The organism is Aquibium sp. ELW1220 (genome assembly GCF_030398385.1).
In the GTDB taxonomy this organism is placed as follows: Bacteria; Pseudomonadota; Alphaproteobacteria; order Rhizobiales; family Rhizobiaceae; genus Aquibium.
Window position 1 is genome coordinate 300,818 of the sequence record NZ_JAOAOQ010000001.1, and the last position, 26,187, is coordinate 327,004.

Annotated in this window: 26 protein-coding genes; 12 read left to right on the plus strand and 14 right to left on the minus strand. The window is 68.5% G+C overall.

All coding sequences use genetic code 11. The annotated features are described in order from the left end of the window. Positions 1–35: 35 nt before the first annotated feature. Together N1F91_RS01445 and argH are read right to left on the minus strand one after the other, a co-directional pair. Entirely contained in the window at positions 36–245 is a 210-nt protein-coding gene (locus tag N1F91_RS01445; protein WP_289989577.1) for a lipoprotein, read from the minus strand. Between the two features lie 63 nt (positions 246–308). Beyond that, positions 309–1,709, minus strand: a complete 1,401-nt coding sequence (gene argH / locus N1F91_RS01450; RefSeq protein ID WP_289989579.1) for an argininosuccinate lyase — start codon at positions 1,707–1,709, stop codon at positions 309–311. A gap of 28 nt (positions 1,710–1,737) precedes the next feature. Between argH and N1F91_RS01455 the strand changes: the two genes are divergently transcribed. From N1F91_RS01455 to N1F91_RS01465, 3 genes are all read left to right on the plus strand, one after another. Then, the gene (locus N1F91_RS01455) at positions 1,738–2,472 is read left to right on the plus strand and encodes a TlpA disulfide reductase family protein (RefSeq protein WP_289989582.1); all 735 of its coding nucleotides are present in this window, start codon (positions 1,738–1,740) and stop codon (positions 2,470–2,472) included. Positions 2,473–2,531: 59 nt separating this feature from the next. After that, the gene (locus N1F91_RS01460) at positions 2,532–2,726 is read left to right on the plus strand and encodes a hypothetical protein (RefSeq protein WP_289989583.1); all 195 of its coding nucleotides are present in this window, start codon (positions 2,532–2,534) and stop codon (positions 2,724–2,726) included. A gap of 250 nt (positions 2,727–2,976) precedes the next feature. Then, positions 2,977–3,558: a GNAT family N-acetyltransferase gene (locus N1F91_RS01465; protein ID WP_289989584.1), complete on the plus strand. Its 582-nt coding sequence runs from the start codon at positions 2,977–2,979 to the stop codon at positions 3,556–3,558. Between the two features lie 84 nt (positions 3,559–3,642). Here N1F91_RS01465 and N1F91_RS01470 read toward each other — a convergent pair whose 3' ends face one another. Next, a complete protein-coding gene (locus N1F91_RS01470; protein WP_289989586.1) occupies positions 3,643–4,125 on the minus strand; it encodes a phasin family protein in 483 nt (160 codons plus the stop codon). A gap of 270 nt (positions 4,126–4,395) precedes the next feature. Between N1F91_RS01470 and N1F91_RS01475 the strand changes: the two genes are divergently transcribed. Both N1F91_RS01475 and phaP read left to right on the plus strand, forming a co-directional pair. After that, the gene (locus N1F91_RS01475) at positions 4,396–5,703 is read left to right on the plus strand and encodes a DUF445 family protein (RefSeq protein WP_289989588.1); all 1,308 of its coding nucleotides are present in this window, start codon (positions 4,396–4,398) and stop codon (positions 5,701–5,703) included. A 92-nt stretch (positions 5,704–5,795) separates the two neighbouring features. Continuing rightward, complete coding sequence (phaP, locus tag N1F91_RS01480; RefSeq protein WP_289989590.1) at positions 5,796–6,224, plus strand: TIGR01841 family phasin; 429 nt, start codon at positions 5,796–5,798, stop codon at positions 6,222–6,224. A 53-nt stretch (positions 6,225–6,277) separates the two neighbouring features. Here phaP and N1F91_RS01485 read toward each other — a convergent pair whose 3' ends face one another. From N1F91_RS01485 to N1F91_RS01500, 4 genes are all read right to left on the minus strand, one after another. After that, positions 6,278–6,865, minus strand: a complete 588-nt coding sequence (locus tag N1F91_RS01485; RefSeq protein ID WP_289989591.1) for a YdeI/OmpD-associated family protein — start codon at positions 6,863–6,865, stop codon at positions 6,278–6,280. A 716-nt stretch (positions 6,866–7,581) separates the two neighbouring features. Continuing rightward, on the minus strand, positions 7,582–8,043 hold the full coding sequence (locus N1F91_RS01490; protein WP_289989594.1) for a DUF411 domain-containing protein: 462 nt from the start codon (positions 8,041–8,043) through the stop codon (positions 7,582–7,584). 126 nt (positions 8,044–8,169) lie between these two features. Then, entirely contained in the window at positions 8,170–8,604 is a 435-nt protein-coding gene (cueR, locus tag N1F91_RS01495; RefSeq protein ID WP_289989595.1) for a Cu(I)-responsive transcriptional regulator, read from the minus strand. Between the two features lie 20 nt (positions 8,605–8,624). Beyond that, positions 8,625–11,126: a heavy metal translocating P-type ATPase gene (locus N1F91_RS01500; protein WP_289989597.1), complete on the minus strand. Its 2,502-nt coding sequence runs from the start codon at positions 11,124–11,126 to the stop codon at positions 8,625–8,627. A gap of 135 nt (positions 11,127–11,261) precedes the next feature. Between N1F91_RS01500 and N1F91_RS01505 the strand changes: the two genes are divergently transcribed. Beyond that, positions 11,262–12,161 carry a LysR family transcriptional regulator gene (locus N1F91_RS01505; protein WP_289989599.1) on the plus strand — a complete coding sequence of 300 codons (900 nt, stop codon included), beginning with the start codon at positions 11,262–11,264 and terminating at the stop codon, positions 12,159–12,161. A 53-nt stretch (positions 12,162–12,214) separates the two neighbouring features. On the opposite strand, the gene N1F91_RS01510 is transcribed toward N1F91_RS01505, so the two are convergent. Continuing rightward, positions 12,215–12,817: a helix-turn-helix transcriptional regulator gene (locus N1F91_RS01510; RefSeq protein ID WP_289989601.1), complete on the minus strand. Its 603-nt coding sequence runs from the start codon at positions 12,815–12,817 to the stop codon at positions 12,215–12,217. 105 nt (positions 12,818–12,922) lie between these two features. On the opposite strand from N1F91_RS01510, the gene N1F91_RS01515 reads away from it, so the two are divergent. From N1F91_RS01515 to N1F91_RS01540, 6 genes are all read left to right on the plus strand, one after another. Beyond that, a complete protein-coding gene (locus N1F91_RS01515) occupies positions 12,923–14,440 on the plus strand; it encodes a hypothetical protein (RefSeq protein WP_289989603.1) in 1,518 nt (505 codons plus the stop codon). Between the two features lie 373 nt (positions 14,441–14,813). After that, positions 14,814–15,809, plus strand: coding sequence for a tripartite tricarboxylate transporter substrate binding protein (locus N1F91_RS01520; RefSeq protein WP_289989605.1), 996 nt, complete (start codon positions 14,814–14,816; stop codon positions 15,807–15,809). 59 nt (positions 15,810–15,868) lie between these two features. Then, entirely contained in the window at positions 15,869–16,360 is a 492-nt protein-coding gene (locus tag N1F91_RS01525; RefSeq protein ID WP_289989607.1) for a tripartite tricarboxylate transporter TctB family protein, read from the plus strand. A gap of 1 nt (position 16,361) precedes the next feature. Further along, positions 16,362–17,870 (plus strand): tripartite tricarboxylate transporter permease, encoded by a 1,509-nt coding sequence (locus tag N1F91_RS01530; RefSeq protein WP_289989609.1) that lies wholly within the window; start codon positions 16,362–16,364, stop codon positions 17,868–17,870. A gap of 19 nt (positions 17,871–17,889) precedes the next feature. Continuing rightward, on the plus strand, positions 17,890–18,738 hold the full coding sequence (locus tag N1F91_RS01535) for a shikimate dehydrogenase (protein WP_289989611.1): 849 nt from the start codon (positions 17,890–17,892) through the stop codon (positions 18,736–18,738). Next, on the plus strand, positions 18,735–20,627 hold the full coding sequence (locus N1F91_RS01540) for a sugar phosphate isomerase/epimerase and 4-hydroxyphenylpyruvate domain-containing protein (protein ID WP_289989613.1): 1,893 nt from the start codon (positions 18,735–18,737) through the stop codon (positions 20,625–20,627). Before N1F91_RS01535 ends, N1F91_RS01540 begins: the two co-directional genes overlap by 4 nt. 22 nt (positions 20,628–20,649) lie before the next feature. On the opposite strand, the gene N1F91_RS01545 is transcribed toward N1F91_RS01540, so the two are convergent. The 6 genes from N1F91_RS01545 to N1F91_RS01570 are packed head-to-tail and all read right to left on the minus strand — an operon-like array spanning position 20,650 to position 26,187. Further along, positions 20,650–21,396, minus strand: coding sequence for a glucose 1-dehydrogenase (locus N1F91_RS01545; RefSeq protein ID WP_289989615.1), 747 nt, complete (start codon positions 21,394–21,396; stop codon positions 20,650–20,652). A 19-nt stretch (positions 21,397–21,415) separates the two neighbouring features. Continuing rightward, complete coding sequence (locus N1F91_RS01550; protein WP_289989617.1) at positions 21,416–22,138, minus strand: NAD(P)H-dependent oxidoreductase; 723 nt, start codon at positions 22,136–22,138, stop codon at positions 21,416–21,418. A gap of 22 nt (positions 22,139–22,160) precedes the next feature. Further along, positions 22,161–23,090, minus strand: a complete 930-nt coding sequence (locus N1F91_RS01555) for a 3-keto-5-aminohexanoate cleavage protein (RefSeq protein ID WP_289989619.1) — start codon at positions 23,088–23,090, stop codon at positions 22,161–22,163. Positions 23,091–23,118: 28 nt separating this feature from the next. Continuing rightward, positions 23,119–24,063 (minus strand): DUF6282 family protein, encoded by a 945-nt coding sequence (locus N1F91_RS01560; protein WP_289989620.1) that lies wholly within the window; start codon positions 24,061–24,063, stop codon positions 23,119–23,121. A 29-nt stretch (positions 24,064–24,092) separates the two neighbouring features. After that, on the minus strand, positions 24,093–24,875 hold the full coding sequence (locus N1F91_RS01565; protein ID WP_289989622.1) for an aldolase/citrate lyase family protein: 783 nt from the start codon (positions 24,873–24,875) through the stop codon (positions 24,093–24,095). Positions 24,876–24,912: 37 nt separating this feature from the next. Beyond that, positions 24,913–26,187, minus strand: a complete 1,275-nt coding sequence (locus tag N1F91_RS01570; RefSeq protein ID WP_289989623.1) for a TRAP transporter large permease — start codon at positions 26,185–26,187, stop codon at positions 24,913–24,915.

Sequence of the window (26,187 nt, forward strand, 5' to 3'; positions counted from 1 at the left end):
TACCGGAATGGACCGCTCGCCTCAGGCGAGTCCGGTCAGAGGAGGCTATCGAGGATGAAAGGCTTGTCCTCGACCGGTTTTTCGGGCTCGGCCGGCACGCTTTCGCCCATCTTCTGGCGGTCGGCGCGCACGTCGCGCGCGGCCTGGGACGGCGAAATCGGGTCGCCGCGCCGGCCGCAGCCCGACAGGACGGAACCGGCGCTCACCAGGAGGACCAGCAGGACGGCAAACTTGCGGACGCTCATCGTAATCCCCGTTTTCTGAGGCATGTCTTTAGCGGAGTTTTCCGCATCGTGCACCCGTTTCCGTCATGTCCGCGCCAGCCGCTTGCGCCAGCCGCGGATCTGCCGGCGAACCTCTGCCGGCGCGGTGCCGCCATAGGAGGTGCGGCTGCGGACCGACTTCTGCACCGTCAGCACGGAGAACACATCCCCGGTGATGCCGGGATTGATCGACTGGAGATCCTCCAGCGACAGCTTCTCCAGCGCGACCTTGCGGCTCTCGGCCGTCGCCACGGCCCGGCCGGTCACGTGGTGCGCGTCGCGGAAGGGGAGGCCCAGCACCCGCACGAGCCAGTCGGCGAGGTCTGTCGCCGTGGAATAGCCGGAGCCGGCGGCCTTCTTCATCGCATCCGTGTTGATGGTCATGTCGGCCACCATGCCGGCCATGGCCGCGAGCATCAGGTCGAGCGATTCGGCTGCGTCGAACACCGCTTCCTTGTCTTCCTGCATGTCCTTGGAATAGGCGAGCGGCAGGCCCTTCATGACGGTGAGCAGGCCGATCAGATGGCCGTTGACGCGGCCCGTCTTGGCGCGGATCAGTTCGGCGGCGTCCGGGTTCTTCTTCTGCGGCATGATCGAGGAGCCGGTGGAGAACTGGTCCGACAGCCGCACGAAGCCGAACTGCGGCGTCGACCAGATGACGATCTCCTCGGCGAGCCGCGACAGATGGATGCCGCAGATCGAGGCGATGGAGAGGAATTCGAGCGCGAAATCGCGATCCGACACGCTGTCGATGGAGTTGCGCGTCGGCTCGCGGAAGCCGAGCGCCTTTGCCGTCATGTGCCGGTCGATCGGGAAGCCGGTGCCTGCGAGCGCCGCGGCACCGAGCGGGCTCTCGTCCATGCGCTCGATCGCATCGTTGACCCGCGACAGGTCGCGGGCAAACATCTCCACATAGGCCATGCAGTGATGACCGAAGGTGACCGGCTGCGCGCTCTGCAGGTGGGTGAAGCCGGGCATGACGGTGGCCGCGTGCTCCTCGGCGCGGTCGAGGAAGACGCCGATCAGGCGCTTCAGCGCCTGCGCGGTGCGCTGCGCCTCCTCCTTGACCCACAGGCGGAAGTCGACCGCAACCTGGTCGTTGCGCGAGCGGGCGGTGTGCAGGCGGCCGGCGGCCGGGCCGATCAATTCCGCGAGCCTCGCCTCCACGTTCATGTGGATGTCTTCCAGCCGGGTGGAGAAGGTGAAGCTGCCGTCCTCGATTTCTCGCAGGATCGTGTTCAGGCCGTGAGCGATCGCCTTTTGATCGTCGGCCGAAATTATGCCTTTCTCCGCCAGCATCTCGCTGTGCGCGATCGATCCGCGGATATCCTGGGAATAGAACTTCCTGTCGAAACCGATGGACGCGTTGATCGCTTCCATGACCGCGGCCGGACCCGAGGCGAAACGTCCGCCCCACATCTGGTTGCTGGTCTTTTCATCGCTCATGGTGATAACCGGACGCTGGAGTAGAAGAATGGCACCCAAGAACATGCACCTGCCGGCGTCGCGTCTCATTCTGCTGGCCGCAGCCGCGGGCATTCTCGTCGGGGCGTTCGCCGTATACGTGACGAACCGCTCGGATGGCAACAATGGCGAATCGGAGGTCGCCGCCGCGGAGGCCTCTGCGTGCGAGGCGCGCCAGGAGACGGCGAACACCGTCGGCGCCGCCGCGGGCGGCGAGGTGGCCGCGATGATGGCCGCCAGTCCGCCGCAGTCGCTGGCGGTCCTCGCCTTCAACGGACCTGACGGACAGCCGATGACGCTGCGCGACCTGTCGGGCAAGACCGTGCTGATGAACCTGTGGGCGACCTGGTGCGCGCCCTGCCGCGCCGAGATGCCGGCGCTCGACGCGCTGCAGAAGGAGATGGGCGGTGCGGATTTCGAGGTCGTGGCCGTCAATGTCGACACCGGCGACGACACGAAGCCGAAGGCGTTCCTCGCCGAGATCGAGGTGGCGGCACTCGGCTACTACCGCGACAACACGCTGCGGCTCTTCAACGACCTGAAGAAGCGGGGGCTGGCGCTCGGGCTGCCGGTGACGCTGCTGATCGACGGCGACGGCTGCCTGCTCGCCAACATGAACGGCCCTGCCGAATGGCACAGCGAGGACGCGAGGCGTCTGATCCGGGCGGTCCCCGCGAGCGGCCCGGAGGAGGGGCGTAACGCGCGGTCACCAATCGTGACGCCATCACCCGGCCGATTGCACTAAGCTCCGCAACCGTACCGCGCAGCGATTCGCCGCGTGTTGTGACGAGTTCGGAGAATGCGATGCCTGACCGTGAGAAGGATGCCGGCCGCCGCGAGCCGAAAGGCGATGGCGTGGCCACGGGACGCAAGGCCGACAGACGCGACCGCGCCGGCCAGGCGGAAGGCTCGCCCTTCCACGGAACGCTGCATTCGGATCATCCGCAGGACCCCTTCCGCCGCCTGTTTTCGGGATCGAGTCTCAAGTTCGAGTTCTGAGGAACGCTGCCGGCTTCATCCGGGCGCCGCAGCCGCCGGCGCGCGACGAAACACGCGCTTCGTGCGCGCGAGGCGTTTCGGTGCCGGACCGCTGGCTCGACGGCAGCCCTGCGTTTGCGGCAATGCTGCAATGCACGCGGAACGCCGGAACAAACACCATTCACAGTTGATTGTCATGCTGCGATGCACAATATGCGCACTCGCAACAGGGTCGACGACTCGGGGAGGACGAACCGAGGATGTTTGACGAATGGGTACTGCAGAACGCTTCTTTCCTCCGCCCTCGGGCGACGTCCGGGAACTTGCCGCGGCCGATCTTCCGCTCTTCCGGAACCATCTGCTCAGGCTGAGTTCCGCGAGCCGACACGACCGGTTCAACGGCTTCACCGACGATACCTTCCTCACCTCCTACGCCGCGCGATGCTTTTCCGGCGGCGCGGTGGTGCTTGCCTATGTGGTGGACGGCGTCGTCCGCGGTGCGGCCGAACTGCATGATTGCCGGCCGGGCAGCCATGCCGCCGCCGAGATCGCCTTCAGCGTGGAGGACGGGCTGCAGCAGCGCGGCGTCGGCGCCGCGCTCTTCGCCAGCCTGATCTTCCGGGCCCGCGCGATGGGCTGCCAGTTCCTGCACGTGACGACGCATTCGCAGAACGTCGCGATGAAGGCGCTCGCCCGAAAGTTCGGCGCGAAGCTCTGCTTTGCGAGCGTCGAAGCAGTCGGCGTGATCGATCTCTCCGGCGCGTTGCCGCCGGCGGCGCAGATCATGGTCGAAGCCCTGGCGCGGCCGGGCTTTCCGACGCATGGCGACGCCGCAGGACAGGCGCCCCGCTGACATCCGCCTGCCGGCTCGGCGAACGCGGACAGCGAAAAGCCCGGCGATCGACCGGGCCTCTCGTTTCGTGCAGACGATCGGTGGTCAGGCGGCCTTGCGGCCGAGCGGGCTGAACTTCTCGAGCTCGCCGCGGATCTGCTCGACATTGGCCGACACGGTCTGGGTCGCGGTCTCGGCGGCCTTGCGCAGGCGGTCGGCATTGGCCGTCGCCGCGGTCTGGACATAGTCCGTCTGCGCCTTGAAGGCTTCGGCCGGCGTGGCGGCCGTCAGCATCTTCTCGAAGGCGTCGAGCGCCAGATCGGCGTTGGCGAAGCCGGCCTCGGCCATCTCGCGGGCGGCGCGGGCGAAGGCAACACCAGCCTCGCCAGCGATCGTCTCGGCGTTGACGGTCGTCTCCGTGAACGCCTTGCGTGCGGTGCCGACCTGCTCGCGCGTCGTGGCGATGCCCTTCAACGCGACGTCGCGGCCATTGGCCTGGAAGCCGAAGCGGGCCTGAAGCTCCTCGAAGCCCTTGGCGAACTGGCCGAAGAAATCAGGGGTCTTGGGGGTGGCGGTCTTGCTGGTCATGTCTCGTTCTCCATTCTCGTTTCGAAGCCATGGTGCGCCCCGTCCATTCCGGCCCGGGGCATGACCGACATATAGGGACGAAAATGGTGCAGTGCAACATAGACTAATGGTGCATCGCACAAAGGCTGGTACAGGACGCAGGACCGCATCCGCGCGCCCGACCGTCCGGACTGCCGCAACGCAATCTCCCCTGTCCCGTTGCGGGGACTGGCGCCTGGCGCCAGGCCGACCGATATCAGGGCGGTCGACCGATCCAACCGGAGCCGAGGCATGGCAGGGACAGACGAAAGGCGCGGAGCGGCATCGCGCCCGGCAGCGATGACCGCGGAGGATGCGGCCAAGCAGGCCTCGCTCAACCGCATCAAGGCGATCGCCACCGGCGCGCTGGTGGCCTGCATCGCCGTCTATGCGGTGGCGACCATCTTCAAGAGCCAGTACCCGGCGCTGGCCTTCGTGGCCGCCTTCGCCGAGGCGGCTGCGATCGGCGGCATCGCCGACTGGTATGCCGTGGTGGCGCTGTTTCGCCGGCCGCTCGGCCTGCCGATCCCGCACACGGCGATCATCCCCGCCAACCAGAGCCGGATCGCCGACAATCTCGGCCGCTTCATCGAGGTCAACTTCCTTGCCTCCGGTCCGGTGCGCGACAAGCTGGGCGAGGTGGATTTCGCCGCTCTGGTGGCCGACTGGCTGTCGGAGCCGCGCCGCGCCGAAGCCCTGTCCGGTTTCGTCGGCAAGCTGGTGCCGCAGGCGGTGAAGGCGATCGGCGATTCGGGCCTGAAGGACTTCGCGGGCCAGCGATTCGCCGAGCAGATCGACAAGGTGAAGATCGCGCCGCTGGCCGCCGACCTGCTCGCCTCCTTCACCCATGACCGGCGCCACCAGCGCCTCTTCGACGAACTGATCCGCACGCTGGGCAAGCTCCTCAACGACGAGCAGGCGCTGGCCATGATGCGCGACAGGATCCGGGACGAATTGCCCTCGCTCGCCCGCTTCTTCCGCGCCGACGCCTATCTCCTGAAGCGCATCGTTTCCTCGGCAGGCTCGCTGCTGGAGGAGGTGCGGGCCGACCCCGACCACCCGCTGCGGGCGGAGTTCGACGGCTTCGTCGCCGGCTTCATCGACAAGCTGCGTCAGTCCCCCGATTATGCCGAGCGGGCGGAAAAGCTGAAGCGCGACTTTCTCGCCCGCCCCGAACTCGCCAACATGGTGGCCAGCATGTGGGAGAGCCTCGGCGCCTTCGTGGAGCAGGACGCGCAGTCGCCCGATTCGGCGATACGCAGCCACCTGGCCGGCCTGTTCGTCGACATCGGCCGCCAGCTCTCGGAGGATCCCCAGGTGCGCGCCGACATGAACCAGGGCTTCGTCGTGGCGCTGGCCGCCTTCGTCGAACGCCAGAAGAGTGGCGTTTCGGCCTTCATCGCCGACCAGGTCAAGGGCTGGGACCTCGGCCAGCTGACCCACCTGGTCGAACTCAATGTCGGCCGCGACCTCCAATACATCCGTTTCAACGGCATGATCATCGGCGGCATCGCCGGCCTTCTGCTGCACACCGGCAGCGTGCTGCTGCTGGGGGAATGACCCGCGGGCGGCTCCGCGCTTGTCCGTCCGGCGAAACACGCTACTCTCTTTCCCAACCGGACAGGATGATCCGGGCCAACGAGAGGAACATCATGGCCAAGAAACCGGAAGCCGATCACTTCGTAGACATGTTCGCCGCCCTCGGGCGCGACCTGAAGATGCCGCAGGTCGACGTCGATCACATTCTCGACCATCACCGGAAGAACCTCGAGGCGCTGGAGAAGGCCTCGCGCTCGGCGGCCAGCGGCGCCACCGACGTCTTCGCCCGGCAGCGCGAGATCCTCGAGCAGACGCTGGGCGAGGTGCGCGACATGGCCGCCAAGATGGTGGTGCCCGGCACGCCGAAGGAACTGATGGACCGCCAGGCCGATCTCGCCAAGCGGTCCTTCGAGACGGCGGTGAAGAACGCCTCCGACATCGGCGAGGTGATCAGCCGCTCCTCCACCGAGGCGATCGAGATTCTGCGCGGCCGCATCAAGGACGCGATGGAGGAAATGCAGAAGGGGATCATCCGGAAGTAGCCGATCGTCCGGAAGGCAGACCAGGCGCGGCGGCCTGCCGCGCTCTCTGCAGCTCAGCGGTCGTGCATGCCCTTGCCGGCGAGGATGCGCGGCGCCGCCTTCTCGATGCGCGACCTGCGCGTGGCCGGCTGTTTCGGCTGTGAGAAGTGCAGGATCCAGCCCCGCCGCCGTCCGGGCGTCAGAGCCTCGAAGGCGGCGCGCAGGTCGGGCGCGGCGTCCAGCATCGCCGTCAGCTCCTCCGGCGGGTTGAGATCGTCCTTGGGAAGATCGACCTTCAGCCCCGCCTCCTCGATGGCGATCGCCTCGGCGAGATAGGCCCGGATCACGTCCTCGTGCCGCTCGACCTCGGCGACGCTGCTGAAGTTCAGCGTCCGTGAAGAGCGCGAGTTCTCGCCCGGCGCCACCAGCAGACCCTTCGGGTCCTTCAGCAGCACGCCCTTGAAGAAGCCGAGCCGGCACTCCTCCTTGAAGCCCCAGAGCAACGCGACGTTGGCGCCACCCGCGGTGTAGCAGGGAGATCGCCATTTCCATTCCTCAGACAGCCCGCCGTCGAGCAGGATCGCCCGCAGCGCGGCGAGTTCCGCGCGCCACAGCGGTGCTTCGGCGAAGAAGGCTTCGATGCGGGGATCGGGCTGGGACATGGGCTTCTCCTCGGGAATGGCGTCCCGGAGAGTTTGCCGCAGCCTGCTGCCGCGGTCTACGGCCGGAGCGAAGCCTTCATCGGCGACCGGCGCGGGTGGTTCGGATGCCGCGGGGTGGCAACGCGGGAACGGCCTACCGAATTCGGCCGACGGGCGCGGCAGCCCGAAGGGCGGGATCGCGCAAACCTGGACGGTTTACCGAATTCGGGCGAAGGGCGCGGGCATATCGGCTGCTGCGGGAGGAAATAAGGGGACGTCGCGAAGCGACGACGGAGAGGGGGACGCGGCAGAGGCGGCGACGACGGGAGCAGTCTCTCCACGGCCCTCATCCTGAGGCGCGAGCCCGCAAGTCGGTGGGTAGGCAAGCATGTCCTTCGGCGGGCGAGCCTCGAAGGACGCACGACGTTGCCGCCGCGGGCTTCGAGGCATTGCTGCAGGGGCGTGGTGCGTCCTTCGAGGCTCGCTCCGCTCGCACCTCAGGATGAGGATCGTCGGTGGCCTGTGCTTCGGCAAGAGGACGCGGGGCGGGCTGCGCCTCGGGAAGAGGACGGGGGCGGGCTGCGCCACAGGATGAGGACCCTTGGCGGGCCTCGCTACTCGCTCGGGATGAGCACCATAGGCGGGTCTGGCGATCCAGTCAGGATGAGCACGGTCGGCGAGCCGGGCCGCCCCAGGACGACCTTCGGCTGCCCGCGTCACCCGGCGCGGGCCATCCGCTACGGATAGCGGGCGAAGATCTCGGTCGTGCCGTCGCGCCGGACCAGCAGGACGTCGTAGGGGTCGGCATCCGGGCCGGGTTCGCCCATGCCGGGCGAGCCGTAGGGCATGTCGGGGACCGAGAGCCCGATCGCTTCCGGGCGCTGCTCGAGCAGGCGGCGGACTTCGCGAGCCGGCACGTGGCCCTCGATCACGTAGCCCTCGACGAAGGCGGTGTGGCAGGAGGTCTGGCCCGGCCGCAGGCCCGCCTCGGCCTTGCGGCTCATCAGCGTCGCCATCGGCAGGTCGCGGGCCGAAACGTCGAAGCCGTTCCCGGCCATGTATTCGACCCAGGCATGGCAGCAGCCGCAGCTCGCCGTCTTCAGCACCTCGATGGCGGTGGCTGCCTGCGCGGCGCCGGCGGCGAGCAAGCCCAGCGCGAAAGCCGTGCCGCGCAGGGAGAATGATCGGTTTCCGGTCATGGTCTGGCTCCTATCGGAAGAAGATGTATTTCACGAGCGCGGCGATCACGAGCACCACGATCAGCAGCATCACGAGCCCGCCGATCCCCATGCCCCACATGCCGCCGCCCGACATCATGTCGTTCATCATGGTCGTTCCTCCTTGCCGTGGCAGCCGCCGCCCGTGACGAAGGCCGCCTCGCCCGACAGGCCGTCGATGATCGGGCAGTCGGGGCGGTCGTCGCCGTGGCAGTTGGCGACGAGGTGGCGCAGCATGTCGCGCAGGCCGGCGAGTTCGGCGAGCTTGCGGTCGATCTCGGCGAGCTTGGCCTGCGCGATCGCCTTCACGTCGGCGCTCTCGCGGTCCTTGTCGTCGTAGAGCGAGAGCAGCTGGCGGCATTCCTCGACCGAGAAGCCGAGGCTGCGCGACCGCTGCAGGAAGCGCAGCTTGTGGAGGTCGGCCACCGAATAGTCGCGGTAGCCATTGTCGGTGCGGTCGGGCTTGAGGAGACCGATCTCCTCATAGTAGCGGATCGTCTTGGCCGGCAGGCCGGAGCGCTCCGCAGCGGTTCCGATGTTCATGGCGTCGTCCTCCTTTCCGGTCAGAGTTTCAGCGAACGCAGCCTGAGCGCGTTGCCGATCACCGAGACCGATGACAGGCTCATCGCGGCGGCCGCGAACATGGGCGAGAGCAGCGTGCCGAAGACGGGATAGAGCACACCCGCAGCGATCGGCACGCCGAGCGCGTTGTAGACGAAGGCGAAGAACAGGTTCTGCTTGATGTTGCGGATCGTCGCCCGGGCGAGGCGGCGCGCCCGCACGATGCCGACGAGGTCGCCCTTCACCAGCGTGATGCCGGCACTCTCCATCGCGACATCGGCGCCCGTGCCCATGGCGATGCCGACGTCGGCGGACGCCAGTGCCGGCGCGTCGTTGACGCCGTCGCCGGCCATGGCGACCTTTGCGCCGCGGCTCTGCAGCTCGGCGATCAGCGCCTGCTTGCCTTCGGGCAGCAGGCCGGCGCGCACGTCGTCGATGCCCAGGCGAGCTGCGACCGCACGGGCGGTGCGCTCGCTGTCGCCGGTCGCCATGATGATCGAAAGCCCGCTGGCGTGCAGCGTGCGGATCGCGTCGGCGGTGGTGGCCTTGATGGCGTCGGCGACGGCGACGAGGCCGGCGGCCCGGCCGTCGAGGGCCACGAACATCGCCGTCTTGCCGTCGCCGGCCAGCGCGTCCGCCCGGGTCGCGAGCGACGAGACATCCATGCCCGCAGCGGCCATCATGGCCGCATTGCCAAGCAGCACCCGCCGCCCGCCGACCGTGCCGGACACGCCCTTGCCGGTCGTCGCTTCGAAGTCCCCGGCCTGCGAGAGCGTGGCGCCGCGGGCCTCCGCACCGCCGACGATCGCCTCGGCGAGCGGATGCTCAGAGCCGCGCTCGAGGCTGGCAGCGAGCGCCAGCACCTCGTCCTCGCCGAACCCGGGAGCGGCGACCACATCCGTCAGCGTCGGCTTACCTTCAGTCAGCGTGCCGGTCTTGTCGACGATCAGCGTATCGATGCCGGCAAAGCGCTCCAGCGCCTCGGCGTCGCGGATCAGGACGCCGGCCTGCGCGCCGCGCCCGGTCGCGGTCATGATCGACATCGGCGTCGCGAGCCCGAGCGCGCAGGGGCAGGCGATGATCAGCACCGACACCGCCGAGACGAGGCCAAAGACCATCGCCGGTTCAGGGCCGATCAGCGACCAGACGATGAAGGCGAGGATCGCCGAGGCCACGACCGCCGGCACGAACCACGCGGCGACGCGATCGGCCATGCCCTGGATCGGCGCGCGCGAGCGCTGCGCGGTGGCCACCATGGCGACGATCCGCGACAGCACGGTGTCGGCGCCGAAGGTCTCGGCGCGCATGACCAGCGAGCCGTTGCGGTTGAGCGTGCCGCCGGTGAGCGGGGCACCTTCGGTCTTCTCGATCGGCAGCGGTTCGCCGGTGATCATGGATTCGTCGACGGAGGAACGACCCTCGGTCACGGTTCCGTCGACCGGCACGGCGTCGCCCGGACGGATGCGCAGCCGGTCGCCGGTCTTCACCTCGGCCAGCGGCACGTCTTCCTCCGAGCCGTCGGGCGCGATGCGCCGCGCGGTCTTCGGCGCCAGGTCGAGCAGGGCGCGGATGGCCGAGCCGGTGCGCTCGCGCGCCTTCAGCTCCAGCACCTGCCCGAGGAAGACCAGCGCCACGATCACCGCAGACGCCTCGAAATAGACCGGGACGGTGCCGTGATGGCCGCGGAACTGCGGCGGAAACAGGCCCGGCGCCAGTGTGGCGGCGACGCTGTACAGGAAGGCCGTGCCGACGCCGATGGCGATCAGCGTCCACATGTTGGGGCTGCGATGGACGAGCGACTGCCAGCCGCGATGGAAGAAGGGGATCGCCGCCCACAGCACGACCGGTGCGGCCAAGAGCATCTCGATCCAGGTGGCGGCCGGCTCGCCGATCCATCCGCGCACCGGCAGCCCGACCATCGGCCCCATGGCGATGACGAGGAGCGGCAGCGCCAGCGCGGCGCTGATGAAGAAGCGGCGCGTGAAGTCGACGAGCTCCGGATTGGGGCCTTCCTCGCCCGTAGGCACGCCCATGGGTTCGAGCGCCATGCCGCATTTGGGGCAGGAATCCGGCTTGTCGCTGATCACCTCGGGGTGCATCGGGCAGGTGTATTTCGTGCCTTCGGGCATGGGCTCGGGGGCGGGCACGCCGGCAAGGTAGGTCTGCGGGTCGGCCTCGAACTTTTCCTTGCAGCGGGCCGAGCAGAACCAGAACTTCTGCCCTTCGTGGCGGGCGAAATGCGGTGCGTTCGCGCGGCTGACGCTCATGCCGCAGACCGGGTCGGTCGCCGTCCTGTACGCCTCCGGATCGGCAAGGAACTTGGTCCGGCAGCCCTCGCAGCAGAAGTGGATGATGTGGCCGTCGAACTCGGTGGTCGGCTTGTTCTTCGCCGGATCGACCGTCATGCCGCAGACGGGGTCGCGCAGCAGCGCGGCTGCCGCGGCGGCGCCTTTGCCCGCGCAGCAGGCGCCGTCGCCCGTGTGGTCGTGGTGATGGTGAGCCATGGGGTCTCCGATCCTGTTGGTCACCATGTAGTGCTTCCAGTCGCTGGAAGGTCAAGGGCTGCGCCACGGATCGACAAGGTCCATTGACCGCGTCGCGCCGGCATGTCCCTCTGCGCGCCGGAGGGCCGACCGGGAATGCTGACGCTCAGGCAGATCGAAGTCATTCGCGCGGTGATGGTGGCCGGCAGCATCGCCGGTGCGGCACGGCTGCTGAACGTCGCGCAGCCCGGCATCAGCCGCACGATGAAGCACCTGGAGGACCAGCTCGGAATCAAGCTCTTCCTGCGCAAGGGCGGCCGCTACGTCCCGTCGCCGGAAGCCGTCAACATCTTCGAGCAGATCCATGAGGTCCACAAGAAGATCGAGGACCTCCAGTTCACCATCGGCCAGCTGGAGCGCGGACGGGGCGTCGAGCTGTCCTTCGGCTCGGTGCCGAGCATCGCCAACGTCATGGTTCCGCGCGCGGTCGCCGAGATCAAGCGGCGCTACCCCGACATCCGCCTCGACATCGACATCCTCAAGATCGAGGACGCCGTCGACTACGTCATGCTCGGACGCGGCGAGTTCGTGGTGATGAGCTATCGCTTCGACCACCCCTCGATCCTGTTCGAGCCGCTGGCGAAGGGGCACCTGGTCTGCATCGTCGCGCCCGACCATCCCTTCGCGTCGCGGCCCTTCGTGACAGCCCGCGAGATCGCCGCCTGCCCGCTGATCGGCATCGATCCGGCCGACCCCTATGGCGGCATCATGGCCGGCATCTTCGCGCGCGACGCTCTCGCCTACGAGATCGCCATCCGTGCCCGCTTCGGCTCCACGGTGGTGGCGCTGGTCAAGCAGAAGCTCGGCACGGCGGTGATCGACGTGTTCACGGTGGCCGACGCCGACCGCCGCGACATCGCGGTCGTTCCGATCGCCGAGGAAACGGAGTTCCAGACCTACATCGCCCGTCGCAGCGACGTCGCGCTCTCGAGCTTCGCCGAAAGCCTCGTCGCCGCGCTGCGCCGGATCATGATGGAGGCCGTGGCGCGGGCCTGACATGCGGTTGCCGGCGGCCGCGCCATGGCGACGCCCGGACCGGAGTCGGCCGTCTACCCCGCCGCGACGTCATCCGGGCGGAAGACGTCCTCGATCCCCTGGGGGAGGTCCGGATCGCAGGGCTCGTAGACCAGCCTGGCGTAGGCGCGGGCGCCGTCGATGCGGATCCGAGATATCCAGCGATGCTTGGCCGCCTGGTCGAGTTCGAGGTCCGTGTGCCGGGTGGTGATGCCGGACACGATGGTGACGTCGCCGCGCAATATGTCCCTTCGCAGGCTCGAATCGTCCAGGACGATCCTGCTTTCGGCGATCAACCGATCGGCGATCCTGTAGCCGACCAGCCGCGAAAAATTCGGCCAGAGGCGCTTCAATCCGGCGGATGTGGCCTCCAGGCGGATTCCGTCCAGATCGAAGATGGCTTCGGCGGACGACAGTCTCTCGATGAAACGGCGCTCGGTCGCAAGTTCGTCGCGGATGCCGTCGGCGATCAGATCAGTAATCTTGCGAAGGACGGCCATGGACGGACAGTCGACGCCGTTCTCCCAGCGAGAAACGGCAGCCTGCGATACATTCAAGGTTGCGGCGAGTGCACTTTGCTTGATGCCGTTGGCGCGGCGCCATCTGCGAATTCGAACTGCAAAGGAAGCGTCGTTCATGGTCCGGAGATTCCGCTTATTTTCCCGTATGTTATTTGTGTCGCCTGCTGCGCCTGCCCGAAGTATCTGCCCCGACGATCCTATCGAATACGGGGACCCCCGCCAATGGTCGACGGACGTACAATCATCGGATGCAGCGACGCCGTGGCGGAAAGCCCGGCGGCCGGGCGCGGCGCCGGCCGGCGCCCGCTCCACGTCCTGGTCCGCCGGGTTCTGCTGGCCGGCGCGTCGGCTGCGGCACTCGTCTCCGCCGGCCCATCGGTTCCGGCCCGCGCGCAGCAGGGGCAGGGCTCGCTCGACGTCCGATGCGGCGTCGGCACCGCCGGTGGCACGGTCTCCATTTCGCTTGGCGAAGGCAATGCCATGGCGGCGGCGATCGCCAGGACCGCCGACGGCAAGCTCGTCGTGGTCGGAAACCACGATGCCGGCGGCTCGCAGCACGTCGTCGTTTTCCGCTACGGGCCCGACGGCACGCTCGACGGCGCCTTCGGGGCCGATGGCGGCGCGGACGGCACGCCCGACGGCGTGGTCGACGTCTCGCTGGGCGCTGGCGACGACGTCGCTACGGCCGTCGCTGTGCAACCGGACGGCAAGATCCTGGTCGCCGGTCATCACGTCGAACGCGCCAGCAGCGACATCTTTCTCCTACGGCTCGATGCCGCGGGCGCGCCGGACGCCGGTTTCGGCACGGCGGGTGACGGATTGCCGGACGGCGTCTTCATTGTCTCGCTGGGTGATGGCGACGACGTATTGCGCGGCGTGGTCGCAGCGGCCGACGGCACGATCGTGGTCGCCGGCGACAGCATGCGGGGCGAGAACGCCGATATCGTCGTCGCCCGCTTCGCCCCCGACGGCACACCCGACGCAAGCTTCGGTGCTAACGGCGGCGCCAAAGGCAAAAGCATGCCGGACGGCTTCGTCTCCATCGATCTGGCTGCCGGCGACGATCGCGCCGACGCGCTGGCGCTCGCCCCCGATGGCTCCATCCTCGTCGCGGGTTCGCACGTCGCCGATGACGGCGCCGACATCGTCGTCGTCCGACTGACGGCGTCCGGCGTACTGGATGCGGGCTTCGGGAAGGCGCAGGACGGCATGCCCGACGGTGTCGTCGCCGTGTCGCCCGGCGACGGCGACTACACGGCCAGCGCCATCGCCATCGCTTCGGACGGAAAGATCGTCGTCGCCGGCACCTCTGTCGCCAGGGACGGCAGCACCAACTTCGTCGTCGCGCGGCTGAATGCCGACGGCACCCCGGACGCGGGCTTAGGCGCCGGTGAAGGCCCGGGCGGCACGCCGGACGGGTTCGTCGCCACCTCGCTCGGCGACGGCGACGACGTGGCCACCGCGCTGGCGCTCCAGGCCGAGGGCGCCATCCTCGTCGGCGGCTATCACCAGGACGGCGACAGCACCAGCATGGCGGTGGCCCGCTACACGGCGAGCGGGACGCTCGACGCCGCCTTCGGCGGGGCCAGGAGCGTCCTCAACGTCTCGCTCGGCGACGGCGACGACAAGGCGAACGGCATGGTGCTCGACGGCGACGGGCTGCTCGTGCTTGCCGGTTCGACCACTGCCCACGCCGGCGGCCGCTCGGACATCGCGCTTGTGCGGCTGCCGCTCGACTGAGCACCGTCCGGGCCGCCGGCGGCACCTGAGGCGGCAATGTCCACCCGGGGGTGATGAAGGCGTCATCGCTGCAGCGGCGGAACAGGCCGGGTTGCGACGGTCTGCGGCCTTGCCGATCCCGCCGCCGCCCCGACCGTCGCCGAAGGCGGGCCGTTTCCGTTCGCCGGCTCATGACGCAGACCGCGGCGAAAACCTAACATCCGGTTATCTCCCACCGCATGTTTGGTATTTGCGTTATGGCCGGGAACCTGCAATTTCTGCCCTTCCGGTTTGGAGGGACCGGGGCTCGCCCCCGCTGTCGGCGGTGCGGCCGCCCTTCCATGCCGGTTCTGGTCGAAATGGCGGCACCAGGTGCCGCAAAGGGAGGATTTTCATGTTTCGCAAGTTGATCGGGGCGGCGTCCGCCCTCGTGATGATGACGGCGGTTTCGGCCGCGCAGCAGTTTCCCGAGCGCGAACTGCTCGGTGTCGTGATGTGGGGCGCCGGCGGCGCGACCGACGTGGTGGCCCGCGCGGTCAACCCGGCTGCCGAGGCAGCGCTCGGCAAGTCGATCGTGGTGCTCAACAAGTCCGGCGGCGCCGGCGCCATCTCGACAGCCTACGTCAATGCCGCGCCGTCCGACGGCTACACCTTCCTCTACGGCGCCGAGAACCCGCAGCTGCACCCGATCATGGGCGTGTCGAAGCTCGACTACGGCTCGTTCTACCCGGTCAACATCCTCGGCCGCGGCGTCGCGGTCGTGGTCGTCCCGGCGGACTCCAAGTACAAGACGATGGAAGAGCTGCTGGCCGACATCAAGGCCAATCCCGGCCAGGTGAAGATGGGCTCCACCGGCCCCGGCGGCCTGCCGAGCACGGTCAGCGCGCTGATCAAGAACGCGGCCGACTTCGAGGTCACCGCGATCCCGTTCGACGGCGAAGGCCCCGGCCTCACCGCCATGCTCGGCGGCGAGGTCGACTTCATGCCGACCGGCATCTCGGCCGCGGCCGAGAACATCAAGGCCGGCAAGATGCGCGCGCTCGCCGTGGTCAACGCGGAGGCGGTCGCCTCCCTGCCCGACGTGCCCGCGATCACGACGGCGGTTCCGGACATGGCGAAGTTCCTGCCCTGGGGGCCGTTCTATGGCGTCTTCGTCAAGGCCGACACGCCTGACGACGTGAAGGCCAAGCTCGTCGACGCGTTCAAGACCGCCGCGACGAGCGAGGAGTTCACCACGCTGATGGCCAACCGCGGCAACATCGTCATGAACATCTCCGGCGACGAAGCCGCCGACTTCCTGAAGAAGTGGCAGCAGGTCACCGCCTGGGCGCTGCAGGACACCGGCGCTGCCAAGGTGAACCCCGAGGAACTCGGCATCGCGCGGCCCTGAACCCACCCGTCGGCCCGGGTGCTGAGCCCGGGCCGATCCACCTGCCGGAGGACAGATCCATGTCGACCCAACCCGGCCGAAAGCCCGGCGAGCTGGTCTTTGCCCTGTTGTGCTGCGTTTTCGGTGTCGTCGCGTTCCAGCAGGCCTATGGCATTTCCGGCTTCGGCGGCCTGACGACGCCCGGCGTGTTCCCGATGCTGGCGACCGGCACGATGGTCGTCGCGGGGCTGTTCATCGTCGCCGGCGCGGCGCGGCGCGGCCGCGAACGCTCCGGCGAGAGCACGCCGATCCGCTTCATGCGCGAGGTGCTGCCACTGCGCCACTGCATCATGATCGCGCTGATGCTGGCCTATCTCGTGCTCCTGCCGCAGCTCGGCTTCGTGGTCAGCTCGGCCCTCTTCCTTTTAGCCACGTTCCAGTATCTGTGGCGGCGCAATCCGCTCCTGACGCTGCTGCTGGCCGGCCTGTCGCTCGGTGCCATCTACGTCGTCTTCCGCATCGTATTCCAGGTCGTGCTCCCGCAGGGCATCATCCTCGGCTGGACGATCTGACATGGTCGAGGCTCTCGGTAATTTCGCGATCGTCTGGCTCGATCCCTGGCTCCTCTTCCTGACGGCGGCCGGCACGATGGCCGGCATCTACATCGGCGCCATCCCCGGCCTCTCGGTCACGATGGCCACGTCGATCCTGATCTCCTTCACCTTCAAATGGCCGGTCAACGACGCGCTGGCGCTGATTGCCGGCGTCTTCATGGGCGGTGTCTATGGCGGGTCGCGCACGGCGATCCTGCTCAACATCCCCGGCGCGCCGAGCGCGATTGCCACCGCCATCGAGGGCTATCCGATGGCGCGGCGCGGCGAGGCGGGCGAGGCGATCGGCCTGACCACCGTGATGTCGGTGTTCGGCGGCTTCATCGGTATCCTCGCGCTCGCCCTGTTCGCGCCGGTCATCTCTGATTTCGCGATCCTGTTCCAGTCGCGCGACTACCTGCTGCTCGGATTGATCGGCATCCTGCTCGTCGGCACCCTGTCGGGCGAGAGTTTCGCCAAGGGCGCCTTCGCGGGCGCGCTCGGCGTCCTCATCGGCATGGTCGGGCTCGACCCGATGACGGCGGAGGGGCGCTTCACCTTCGACACCATCACGCTGATGGGCGGCATTCCCTATGTCGCGGCGATGATCGGCTTCTTCGGCGTCGCCGAGGCGCTGGTGCAACTCCACAATCTCGGCCTGCCGGTGGTGAAGCAGAAGATCGACCGCATCATCCCGCGCCTGTCGGACGTCAGGAAGCACTTCTGGCTCGCCATGCGCGCGTCGGGCATCGGCACGGTGATCGGCGCGCTGCCCGGCACCGGCGGCGACATCGCGGCACTGCTCGCCTACGACCACGCCAAGCGCTCGACGAAGAACCCGGAGGTGCCGTTCGGCGAGGGCGCCAAGGAAGGGCTGGTCGCGCCGGAGGCCGCCAACAACGCCGCGGTCGGGGGCGCGTTCATCCCGATGCTGACGCTCGGCATCCCGGGCGACGCGGTCACCGCGGTCATCATCGGCGCCCTGTTCATCCACGGGCTGAAGCCCGGACCGCTGCTGCTGGTCGAGACGCCGCATCTGTTCTGGTTCGTCGTCGGCAGCCTGACGCTCGCCAACGTCTTTCTGCTGATCTTCGGCCTGACCGGCATCAAGGTCTTCACCAAGATCGTCGAGTGCCCGCGCGCGATCCTGCTGCCGCTGATCATCGTGCTCTCGGCTGTGGGCACCTATGCGATCCAGAACAACCCGGTGGACATCTACTGGATGCTGCTGTTCGGCGTCGTCGGCTATTTCATGAAGGTCTACGGCTTCCAGGTCGGACCGGTCATCCTCGGCGTGATCCTCGGTCCGATGATGGACGCCAACTACCGGCGGGCCATGCTAGGGGCGCGCGGCGACGTCGGCACCTTCCTGTGGGACTTCGTCTCGCATCCGATCTCGCTCGTCCTGTCGCTGGCCTTCGTGGCGATGCTCCTGTCGCAGACGCCGCTCTGGCGGCTCGTTACCTCGCGTCGGCGCGGGCCGGCGGCGTGACCTCGGCCGGAGGCGATCGATGACACCGGAGCGCAGCATGCGGATCACCGGCACGACGCGGTGCTACCCGATCCTCGGCCATCCCATCGCGCAGGTCCGCACGGTGCCGGCGATCAACGCCTATTTCGCCGCGCAGGAGATCGACGCGGTGATGGTGCCGATGGAGATCCCGCCCGGCGGGATCGAGGCGCTGCTGGCGCTGATGCGAAGCTGGAGCAATTGCGGCGGTGCTTCCGTGACGGTGCCGCACAAGCAGGCGGCCTTCCGGGCCTGCGACCGGCTCACGGACCGGGCGCGGCTGGTCGGTGCCGTCAACATCATCCGACGCGAGCCCGACGGCAGCCTCGTCGGCGACATGACCGATGGCCTCGCCTTCGTCGAGGCCATGGGGCGCAACGGCATCGCGGTCTCGGGGCGTACCCTTCTCGTCGCCGGGGCGGCGGGCGGTGCGGGCAGTGCCATCGCCCAGGCGCTGTGCGGGGCGGGTGCCGCGCGACTCTGCCTGGTCGACCCCTCGCGCGAGCGGCTGGGCTTGCTGGCCGGGCGGCTTGCGGCGGATTTCCCAGGCTGCAGGATCGACGAAGGCTGGCCGGATGACGCGCGTGTCGACGTCGCCGTCAACGCCTCGCCGGTCGGCATGCGCCGCGACGATCCGCTGCCGATCGACCTCGACCGTCTTTCGCCCGGGGCAGCCGTCTGCGACGTGATCACCAAGCCGGTGATGACGCCGCTGCTGGTCGAGGCCGCGCGCCGCGGCCATCCGATCCAGGACGGGAACGAAATGGCCGACGTCCAGCTTCCGTTCCAGATGCGGCATCTCGGCCTTTGGGCGGACGAAGCCCTTGCGCCGGAAGGAGACCCGACATGAAGACCTCCATCGCCACGGTCTCGATCAGCGGCGACCTGCGCGAGAAGCTCGCCGCCATCGCCGCGGCCGGCTTCGACGGCGTCGAGATCTTCGAGAACGATTTCCTCGCCTTCGACGGCTCGCCGGCCGATGTCGGCCGCATGGTGCGCGACCATGGGCTGGAGATCACGCTGTTCCAGCCGTTCCGCGATTTCGAAGGCATGCCCGAGCCGCAGCGCGGACGCAGCTTCGACCGGGCCGAGCGCAAGTTCGACCTGATGGCCGAGCTCGGCACCGACCTGATGCTCGTCTGCTCCAATGTCTCGCCGCTTGCGCTCGGCGGCATCGACCGGGCGGCGGCCGATTTCCGCGAACTCGGCGAGCGGGCGGCGAAGCGGGGCCTGCGCGTCGGCTACGAGGCGCTGGCCTGGGGACGCCACGTCTCCGACCATCGCGACGCCTGGGAGATCGTGCGCCGCGCCGACCACAAGAACATCGGCCTGATCCTCGATTCCTTCCACACGCTCGCCCGCCGGATCGATCCGAACTCGATCCGATCGATCCCGGGCGACCGCATCTTCATCGTCCAGCTGGCCGACGCGCCGCAGATCGAGATGGACCTGCTCTACTGGAGCCGCCATTTCCGCAACATGCCGGGCGAGGGCGACCTGCCCGTCACCGATTTCATGCGCGCGGTGGCCGCCACCGGCTATGGCGGCACGCTGTCGCTCGAGGTCTTCAACGACCAGTTCCGCGGCGGCTCGCCGCGCTCGATCGCCATCGACGGCCGCCGCTCGCTGGTCGCGCTGATGGACCAGGTGCGGCGGCTGGAACCGGACGTGGCGATCGAGACGCCCGACATGCCCGACCGGATCGCCGCCGCGGGGATCGAGTTCGTCGAGTTCGCCGCCGATGTCGACGAGGCGGAGCGCCTGGACAGGCTGTTCTCCGCGCTCGGCTTCCGCGTCGCCGGCAGGCACAGGACCAAGGCGGTGACGCTCTATCGGCAAGGCGGCATCAACCTCGTGGTCAACACCGAGCGGGAGGGTTTCGCGCATTCCTCCGTCCTGGTGCGCGGCACCTCGGCCTATGCCGTCGGCATCCGGGTCGACGACGCCCGCGCGACCGTGGCGCGGGCCCGGGCGCTCGGCGCCGAGATCTTCGAGCAGGCGCCGGCACCGGGCGGCCTGGCCATCCCGGCCATCCACGGCCTTGGCGGCGGCATCCTCTACTTCATCGACGGAACGTCCGATCTCGCCCGCGTCTGGGAGATCGAGTTCGAGCCGGTCGCGGGCGAACCGCCCGCCGTCGAGGTGGGACTGACGCGCGTCGACCATGTCGCGCAGACGATGGACTACGAGGAGATGCTGAGCTGGGGGCTGTTCTACACCTCGATCTTCCGGATGAAGAAGACGCCGATGGTCGATATCGTCGACCCGGCCGGGCTGGTGCGCAGCCAGGCCATCGGCAATGCCGAGGGCAGCCTCCGGCTGACGCTGAACGGCGCGGAGAACCGCCGCACGCTGGCCGGCCACTTCATCGCCGAGACCTTCGGCTCGGCAATCCAGCACATCGCCTTCGCCACAGGCGACATCTTCGCCGCGGCAGCTGCGCTCAAGGCGAACGGGCTCGAGCCGCTGGCGATCTCGCAGAACTACTACGACGACCTCGAAGCGCGGTTCGGCCTCGATCCCGACTTCGCCGACCGGCTACGCGACGAGAACATCCTCTACGACCGCGACGATTCAGGCGAGTATTTCCAGATCTACAGCCCGGTGGTCGGCGAGGGGTTCTTCTTCGAGGTGGTGGAGCGGCGCGGCGGCTATGACGGCTATGGCGGCCCCAACGCGCCCTTCCGCATCGCCGCCCAGAAGCGGCGCATGCGCCCGAAGGGAATGCCGAGGGGATAACCCCGCCCGGGGGCGGCCATCGTCAGTTGAGCCCGCCGTCGGCGATGATGGTGCGGCCCGTGACCCAGCCGGCGTCGGCCGAGGCAAGGAAGGTCACGACGCCTGCGATGTCGTCTGGCTGGCCGATGCGGCGCAGCGGCGTGGCGGCGAGGATCTGCTCGCCGCGCTCGCGCAGGATGTCTGCGGTCATGTCGGTCTCGATGACGCCGGGCGCCACCGCGTTGACGGTGATGCCGCGCGGGCCGAGTTCGCGGGCAAAGCCATGCACCAGCGTCACGACCGCGGCCTTGGAGGCCGAGTAGACCGAACTCGTCGGGATCGGGTTGAAGGCCAGCCGCGAGGCGAAATGGACGATGCGCCCGCCGGGCGAAGGCAGCAGCGGCGCGGCGGCCTGGGTGAGCATGATGGTGCCGAGCACGTTGGTGTCGAAGATCGCACGACAATGCGCCTCGTCGATCTCGGCCAGCGGCAGGTAGGGCCCGACGCCCGCGGCATTGACCAGCACGTCGAGCCGGCCAAAGGCGTCGTGTGCGCGGGTCACCATCGCCTGCGCCTGCGACGGCACGGCGACGTCGCCGGCCACCGCCACGGCGGTTCCGCCTGCCGCCACGATCTCCGCCGCCAGCGCCTCGGCGGCATCCCTGCCGGACCGGTAGCCGACCGCGACATGCGCGCCGAGGCTGCCGAAGCGGCGCGCGACGGCGGCGCCGATGCCGCGCGACCCGCCGGTGACGAGCACCGCCTTGCCCTCGAAGGACCGTTCGCTCATGGCAGGGCTCTCCCGTGTTTCATCGTGCGCCCGCCCAGGCATTGCCCGGGACGACGGCCAGCGGATCGGCGGTCTTGAGGCTGCGGTCGACAGGCTTTGCCGCAGCGGCCAGCACGCGCCGTTCCAGATCGTCGAGATAGGCGGCGCGCCCGGCCGCGTCGACGCGCGGCGCGCCGTAGGCGACGAAGGGTGCTTCCACCTCGTAGCCCATGTATTCGAGCCCGAGATGCTGGATCTGCCACAGCACCTGTCGCTCCAGTTCGCCATAGACGGCGCCGGCGCCGAAGCGGGCGGTCGTCCCGCCGGTGGTCATCGACACCATCGCGCGCCGGCCGCGGAACACGCCGGTTTCGAAGCGCAGCCCGTCGGCGTAGCCGACGCCGTAGGCGAAGACCCGCTCGCCCCAGCCCTTCAGGATCGCCGGCACGCCGCCCCACCAGAGCGGGAACTGCAGGATGAGAAGATCGGCCGCGTCGACGCGGGCCTGCTCGCGCGCGAGTTCCGCGCTGAAGCCGCCATGGCGCGCGGCATGCGCCTGTTCGGTCTGGTAGTGGAAGCGGTCGGAGTCGGCGACCGTGGTGAAGTCGTGGCGTCCGGCGACCGGATCGAAGCCCTCACCGTAGAGGTCCGACACGGTGACGTCGTGGCCTGCCGCCGTCAGCGCGTCCCGCGCGCGGGCGCAGAGCGCGGCGTTGAAGGATTTCGGCTCCGGATGGGCGTAGACGATCAGGACGTTGGTCATGCGGTTTTCCCGGGCCTCTTTCCTAGAAAGCGACCTTGTCGGCGCCCTTGAGCTGGAGGATTTCGCGCGCATCGGCCGGCGTGGCGACCTCCAGGCCGAGCCCTTCGATGAGGCCGCGCACGATGCGTACCTGCTCGGCGTTCGAGGTGGCCATCCCGCCGTGACCGGCCCAGAGCGAATCCTCCAGCCCGACGCGCACGTTGCCGCCCAGGGTGATCGCCTGCGCGGCGATCCGCATCTGGTTGGCGCCGGCGCCGAGCACCGACCAGGCGTACGCGTCGCCGAACAGCCGGTCGGCGGTGCGCTTCATGTGCGCCACGTCCTCGGCATGCGCGCCGATGCCGCCGAGGATGCCGAAGACGCTCTGGACGAAGAACGGCGGCTTCACCAGGCCGCGGTCGACGAAATGGGCGAGCGTGTAGAGGTGGCCGATGTCGTAGCACTCTATCTCGAAGCGGGTGCCGTTCTCCGCGCAGGTCGTGAGGATGTTCTCGATGTCGGCGAAGGTGTTCTTGAAGATGCGGTCGCGCGAGCCTTCCAGGTAGGGCCGCTCCCAGTCGTGCCTGAATTCCTTGAAGCGGCCGAGCATCGGGTAGAGGCCGAAGTTCATCGAGCCCATGTTGAGCGAGGCGACCTCCGGCTTGAAGGTGGCCACCGGCTGCAGCCGCTCCTCGATCGTCATCGTCGAGGCACCGCCGGTGGTGATGTTCACCACGCAGTCGGAGCGCTGCTTGATGACCCTCAGGAACGGCTCGAAGGCGGCCGGCGACTGGTCGGGCAGGCCGTTCTCGGGGTTGCGCGCATGCAGGTGCACGACCGCTGCGCCCGCCTCCGCGGCGCCGATCGCCGCGTCCGCGATCTCTTCCGCCGTGACGGGCAGGTGCGGCGACATCGATGGGGTGTGGATCGACCCCGTCACCGCGCAGGTGATGATGACCTTGCGTCTCGCCATGGCTGGCCTCCCTTGTCGAACGCGCGTCTCAGACCGCGAGGTTGAGCAGCTTCGACGCGTTGGTGGAAATGATGGTCCGGATGTCGGCCTTCGGCACCTGGTGGTCGAGCAGGTCCGAGACGATCTGGCGATAGCCGTCGACCGGCTTCGGCGCCTGGGTGAGGCCGAGGTCGGAGCCGAGCACGGTGCGGTCGACACCGGCGACCTCCATCATGTGGATCAGGTCCGTCGTCTCGTGCTGCTTGGCGCGGCTCGGCACGAACATGCAGATCGAGTGCTCCATGTAGGCGCCGAGCGAGACCAGGCCGCGGATGTCCTCGTCGGAACAGCCGATGATGTAGCTCGGGTGGTTGACAAGCATCTTGGTGACGCCGCGCCGCTTCGCCTCCTCGAAGAGGATGAAGAGTTCCGAGACGTGCAGATGGCCGCCGGCCAGGATGATGTCGCCCTCGGCGATCAGGTCGCAGATCTGCTTCGCTTCGTCGATCAGCCGGCCATTGGCGTCGAGCACGGTGAGCGGGATCGGCGGCAGCATCGGCTTGGCCGTCTTCGGGAAGCTCTTGGCCGCATAGGCCTCGATGTGGTTCTTCGCCGCGAAGGTGGGGAACCAGACGATCTTGCCGCCGAGCTTGATGGAATGGTCGACGGCATGCGGGTTGATGCCGCCCGACGCGTTGTTCAGCGCCACGCCCGAGTAGAGCTCGATCGGCGCGTCGGGATAGATGTCCTTCAGCACCGCGCAGTGCGGCATGCCGACATAGTAGTGGTCCTTGTAGAGCAGTGCCTTGAAGCCGGCGTCGAGGGCCATCTGGAAGGCCTCGTGGTGGCCGAGGATGCGCGGCATGGCGGCGGGGCCGGAGTGGCAGTGCAGGTCGACGGCGTCGACGAGCAGTTCGGCGACCTCCGCCGCGCGCGCCGGCTGCATCGGCTCGAGCGGGACGATGGTGGGATAGGCGGTGGTGCTGTCGGCCATGGTCTCGGTTCCTTTCCTCGTGTCGTTCGTCAGGCGCCGAGCGCCCGCATGTCGCCATAGAGGCGCGACGCGGCCTGGCGCATGAATCCCTGGTCGGAGGCGACGATGAAGGTGGTCGCGCCCCGTTCGCGGAAGCCGGCGGCCTCCTGCGGATTGGCCACCATCACGGCGACCGGCTTGCCGGCCTTGCTTGCGGCGGCGAGGATCACGTCGCAGGCCGCGCGGACTTCCGGCGCGTCCATCGAGGCCGCGCCGAGCGCCACCGTCAGGTCGCCGCGCCCGATGAAGACGCCGTCCAGTCCTTCGGTCGCCACGATCGCGTCGATGTCGTCGAGCGCTTCCGGATCCTCGATCATGGCGATGAAGGTGACGGACCGGTCCTGCCGGTCGACATGGTCCCACAGACCGACGGCGCCGAAGCCGCCCGCCCGGGTGGTGTTGGAAAAGCCGCGACTGCCGCCGCGATAGCGGCAGGCGGCGGCGATCTCGCGCGCCTTGGCGGCCGAGGAGACGTGCGGCACCATCACGCCGGTCGCGCCGTCGTCGAGGACGGCGAGGATCTTGGACGGCGTCGGCTCGGCCACCCGCACGATGCCGGCGGTTCCGGAGGCGCGCGCGGCGAGCAGGGCGCCGTCGATCGTCACCCGGTCCCAGGGGGCGTGCTCCTCGTCGAGGATGACGAATTCGAAGCCGATCTGGCCGAGGATCTCGACCGGATGGGTCGCGGGCGTCTTGATGAAGGTGCCGACCAGCAGGTCGCCGGCGAGGAAGCGCTGGCGGAAGCTCGGGTTCGGGGCGGGGGTGGCTGTCATGGTATGTCTTTCGCGGTTCGGACGGTCATCGGGGGCTTCACGGCAGCATGGCGTGCGGCAGGGCGAGCGAGATCATCGGGATGGCGGCGACGAGGAAGAGCACGAACAGGCAGATGCCGATGAGCGGCATGGCCTCCTTCGCCACCGCGGTCAGCGGCTGGCCCGAAGTGGCGCAGACGATGAACAGCAGGATGCCGACAGGCGGCGTCGCCATGCCGATCACCACGTTGAGCACGACCATCACGCCGAACTGCACCGGGTCCATGCCGATGATCTTCAGGAACTGCATCAGGATCGGCATCGTCAGGATGAGGATCGAGATCGGCTCGAGGAACATGCCGAGGATCAGGAGCACGATGTTCAGCATGATCAGGATGACGAGCGGGTTGTCGCTGATCGACAGCACCGCCGACGCAATCGTCGCCGGCACCTGCTCGAGCGTAAAGACGAAGGCGACGATGCTCGCCATCGCGGTGATGAACAGGATCGCCGAACTGGCGAGCGTGGTGGCGATCATCGCCTCCCAGACGCGCGAGACGGTGAGGTCGCGGTAGATGAAGCCGATGACGAGGGCATAGATGACGGCGACCGCAGCCGCCTCCGTCGGGGTGAAGATGCCGGCCTTGATGCCGACGACGATGATCAGCGGCAGGACGAGGGCCGGCAGCGTCCGCAGCGTCGCCGCGCGGCGCTCCGCCCAGTCCATCTTCTCCGTCACCGGAAACCCGTCGCGCCGCGCCCGCCATGTGGCATAGATCAGCAGGCCGAGCACGATGAGGATGCCCGGCGCGACGCCGGCAAGGAAGAGCTGGCCGATCGAGGCGCCCGACAGCACCCCGTAGACGATCATGGTGATCGAGGGCGGGATGATCGGGCCGACCACGGCGCTGACGCCGATGAGTGCCGCGGCGTAGGCGGGCGGGATGCCCTGGCGCCGCATGGCCGGGATGAGGATCGAACCGAGCGCCGAAGCCTCGGCCGTCGCGCTGCCCGAGATGCCGGCGAAGAAGCCGGCCGACAGCACCGTGACCGACGACATGCCGCCTTTGCGGTGGCCGACCATGGCGCGGGCGAAGCCGACGATGCGATCGGTGATGCCGCCGACGTTCATCAGCATGCCGGCGAGCAGGAAGAGCGGGATGGTGAGCAGGATGAACTGGTCGACGCCGGCCATCATGCGCTGCGGCAGGGCGAGGATCACGCCGCCATTGCCGGAGAAATAGAGATAGCCCATGCCGCCCACGCCGAGCGCCAGGGCGATGGGGACGCCGGTGACGAGGAGCAGGAAGAAGGCGCCGAAGAAGCTGCCCAT

Bases quoted from the DNA above. Each gene is read 5' to 3' on its own strand.
- N1F91_RS01445 (WP_289989577.1), bottom strand. From the start codon at position 245: ATGAGCGTCCGCAAGTTTGCCGTCCTGCTGGTCCTCCTGGTGAGCGCC.
- argH (WP_289989579.1), bottom strand. From the start codon at position 1,709: ATGAGCGATGAAAAGACCAGCAACCAGATGTGGGGCGGACGTTTCGCC.
- N1F91_RS01455 (WP_289989582.1), top strand. From the start codon at position 1,738: ATGGCACCCAAGAACATGCACCTGCCGGCGTCGCGTCTCATTCTGCTG.
- N1F91_RS01460 (WP_289989583.1), top strand. From the start codon at position 2,532: ATGCCTGACCGTGAGAAGGATGCCGGCCGCCGCGAGCCGAAAGGCGAT.
- N1F91_RS01465 (WP_289989584.1), top strand. From the start codon at position 2,977: ATGGGTACTGCAGAACGCTTCTTTCCTCCGCCCTCGGGCGACGTCCGG.
- N1F91_RS01470 (WP_289989586.1), bottom strand. From the start codon at position 4,125: ATGACCAGCAAGACCGCCACCCCCAAGACCCCTGATTTCTTCGGCCAG.
- N1F91_RS01475 (WP_289989588.1), top strand. From the start codon at position 4,396: ATGGCAGGGACAGACGAAAGGCGCGGAGCGGCATCGCGCCCGGCAGCG.
- phaP (WP_289989590.1), top strand. From the start codon at position 5,796: ATGGCCAAGAAACCGGAAGCCGATCACTTCGTAGACATGTTCGCCGCC.
- N1F91_RS01485 (WP_289989591.1), bottom strand. From the start codon at position 6,865: ATGTCCCAGCCCGATCCCCGCATCGAAGCCTTCTTCGCCGAAGCACCG.
- N1F91_RS01490 (WP_289989594.1), bottom strand. From the start codon at position 8,043: ATGACCGGAAACCGATCATTCTCCCTGCGCGGCACGGCTTTCGCGCTG.
- cueR (WP_289989595.1), bottom strand. From the start codon at position 8,604: ATGAACATCGGAACCGCTGCGGAGCGCTCCGGCCTGCCGGCCAAGACG.
- N1F91_RS01500 (WP_289989597.1), bottom strand. From the start codon at position 11,126: ATGGCTCACCATCACCACGACCACACGGGCGACGGCGCCTGCTGCGCG.
- N1F91_RS01505 (WP_289989599.1), top strand. From the start codon at position 11,262: ATGCTGACGCTCAGGCAGATCGAAGTCATTCGCGCGGTGATGGTGGCC.
- N1F91_RS01510 (WP_289989601.1), bottom strand. From the start codon at position 12,817: ATGAACGACGCTTCCTTTGCAGTTCGAATTCGCAGATGGCGCCGCGCC.
- N1F91_RS01515 (WP_289989603.1), top strand. From the start codon at position 12,923: ATGGTCGACGGACGTACAATCATCGGATGCAGCGACGCCGTGGCGGAA.
- N1F91_RS01520 (WP_289989605.1), top strand. From the start codon at position 14,814: ATGTTTCGCAAGTTGATCGGGGCGGCGTCCGCCCTCGTGATGATGACG.
- N1F91_RS01525 (WP_289989607.1), top strand. From the start codon at position 15,869: ATGTCGACCCAACCCGGCCGAAAGCCCGGCGAGCTGGTCTTTGCCCTG.
- N1F91_RS01530 (WP_289989609.1), top strand. From the start codon at position 16,362: ATGGTCGAGGCTCTCGGTAATTTCGCGATCGTCTGGCTCGATCCCTGG.
- N1F91_RS01535 (WP_289989611.1), top strand. From the start codon at position 17,890: ATGACACCGGAGCGCAGCATGCGGATCACCGGCACGACGCGGTGCTAC.
- N1F91_RS01540 (WP_289989613.1), top strand. From the start codon at position 18,735: ATGAAGACCTCCATCGCCACGGTCTCGATCAGCGGCGACCTGCGCGAG.
- N1F91_RS01545 (WP_289989615.1), bottom strand. From the start codon at position 21,396: ATGAGCGAACGGTCCTTCGAGGGCAAGGCGGTGCTCGTCACCGGCGGG.
- N1F91_RS01550 (WP_289989617.1), bottom strand. From the start codon at position 22,138: ATGACCAACGTCCTGATCGTCTACGCCCATCCGGAGCCGAAATCCTTC.
- N1F91_RS01555 (WP_289989619.1), bottom strand. From the start codon at position 23,090: ATGGCGAGACGCAAGGTCATCATCACCTGCGCGGTGACGGGGTCGATC.
- N1F91_RS01560 (WP_289989620.1), bottom strand. From the start codon at position 24,063: ATGGCCGACAGCACCACCGCCTATCCCACCATCGTCCCGCTCGAGCCG.
- N1F91_RS01565 (WP_289989622.1), bottom strand. From the start codon at position 24,875: ATGACAGCCACCCCCGCCCCGAACCCGAGCTTCCGCCAGCGCTTCCTC.
- N1F91_RS01570 (WP_289989623.1), bottom strand. From the start codon at position 26,187: ATGGGCAGCTTCTTCGGCGCCTTCTTCCTGCTCCTCGTCACCGGCGTC.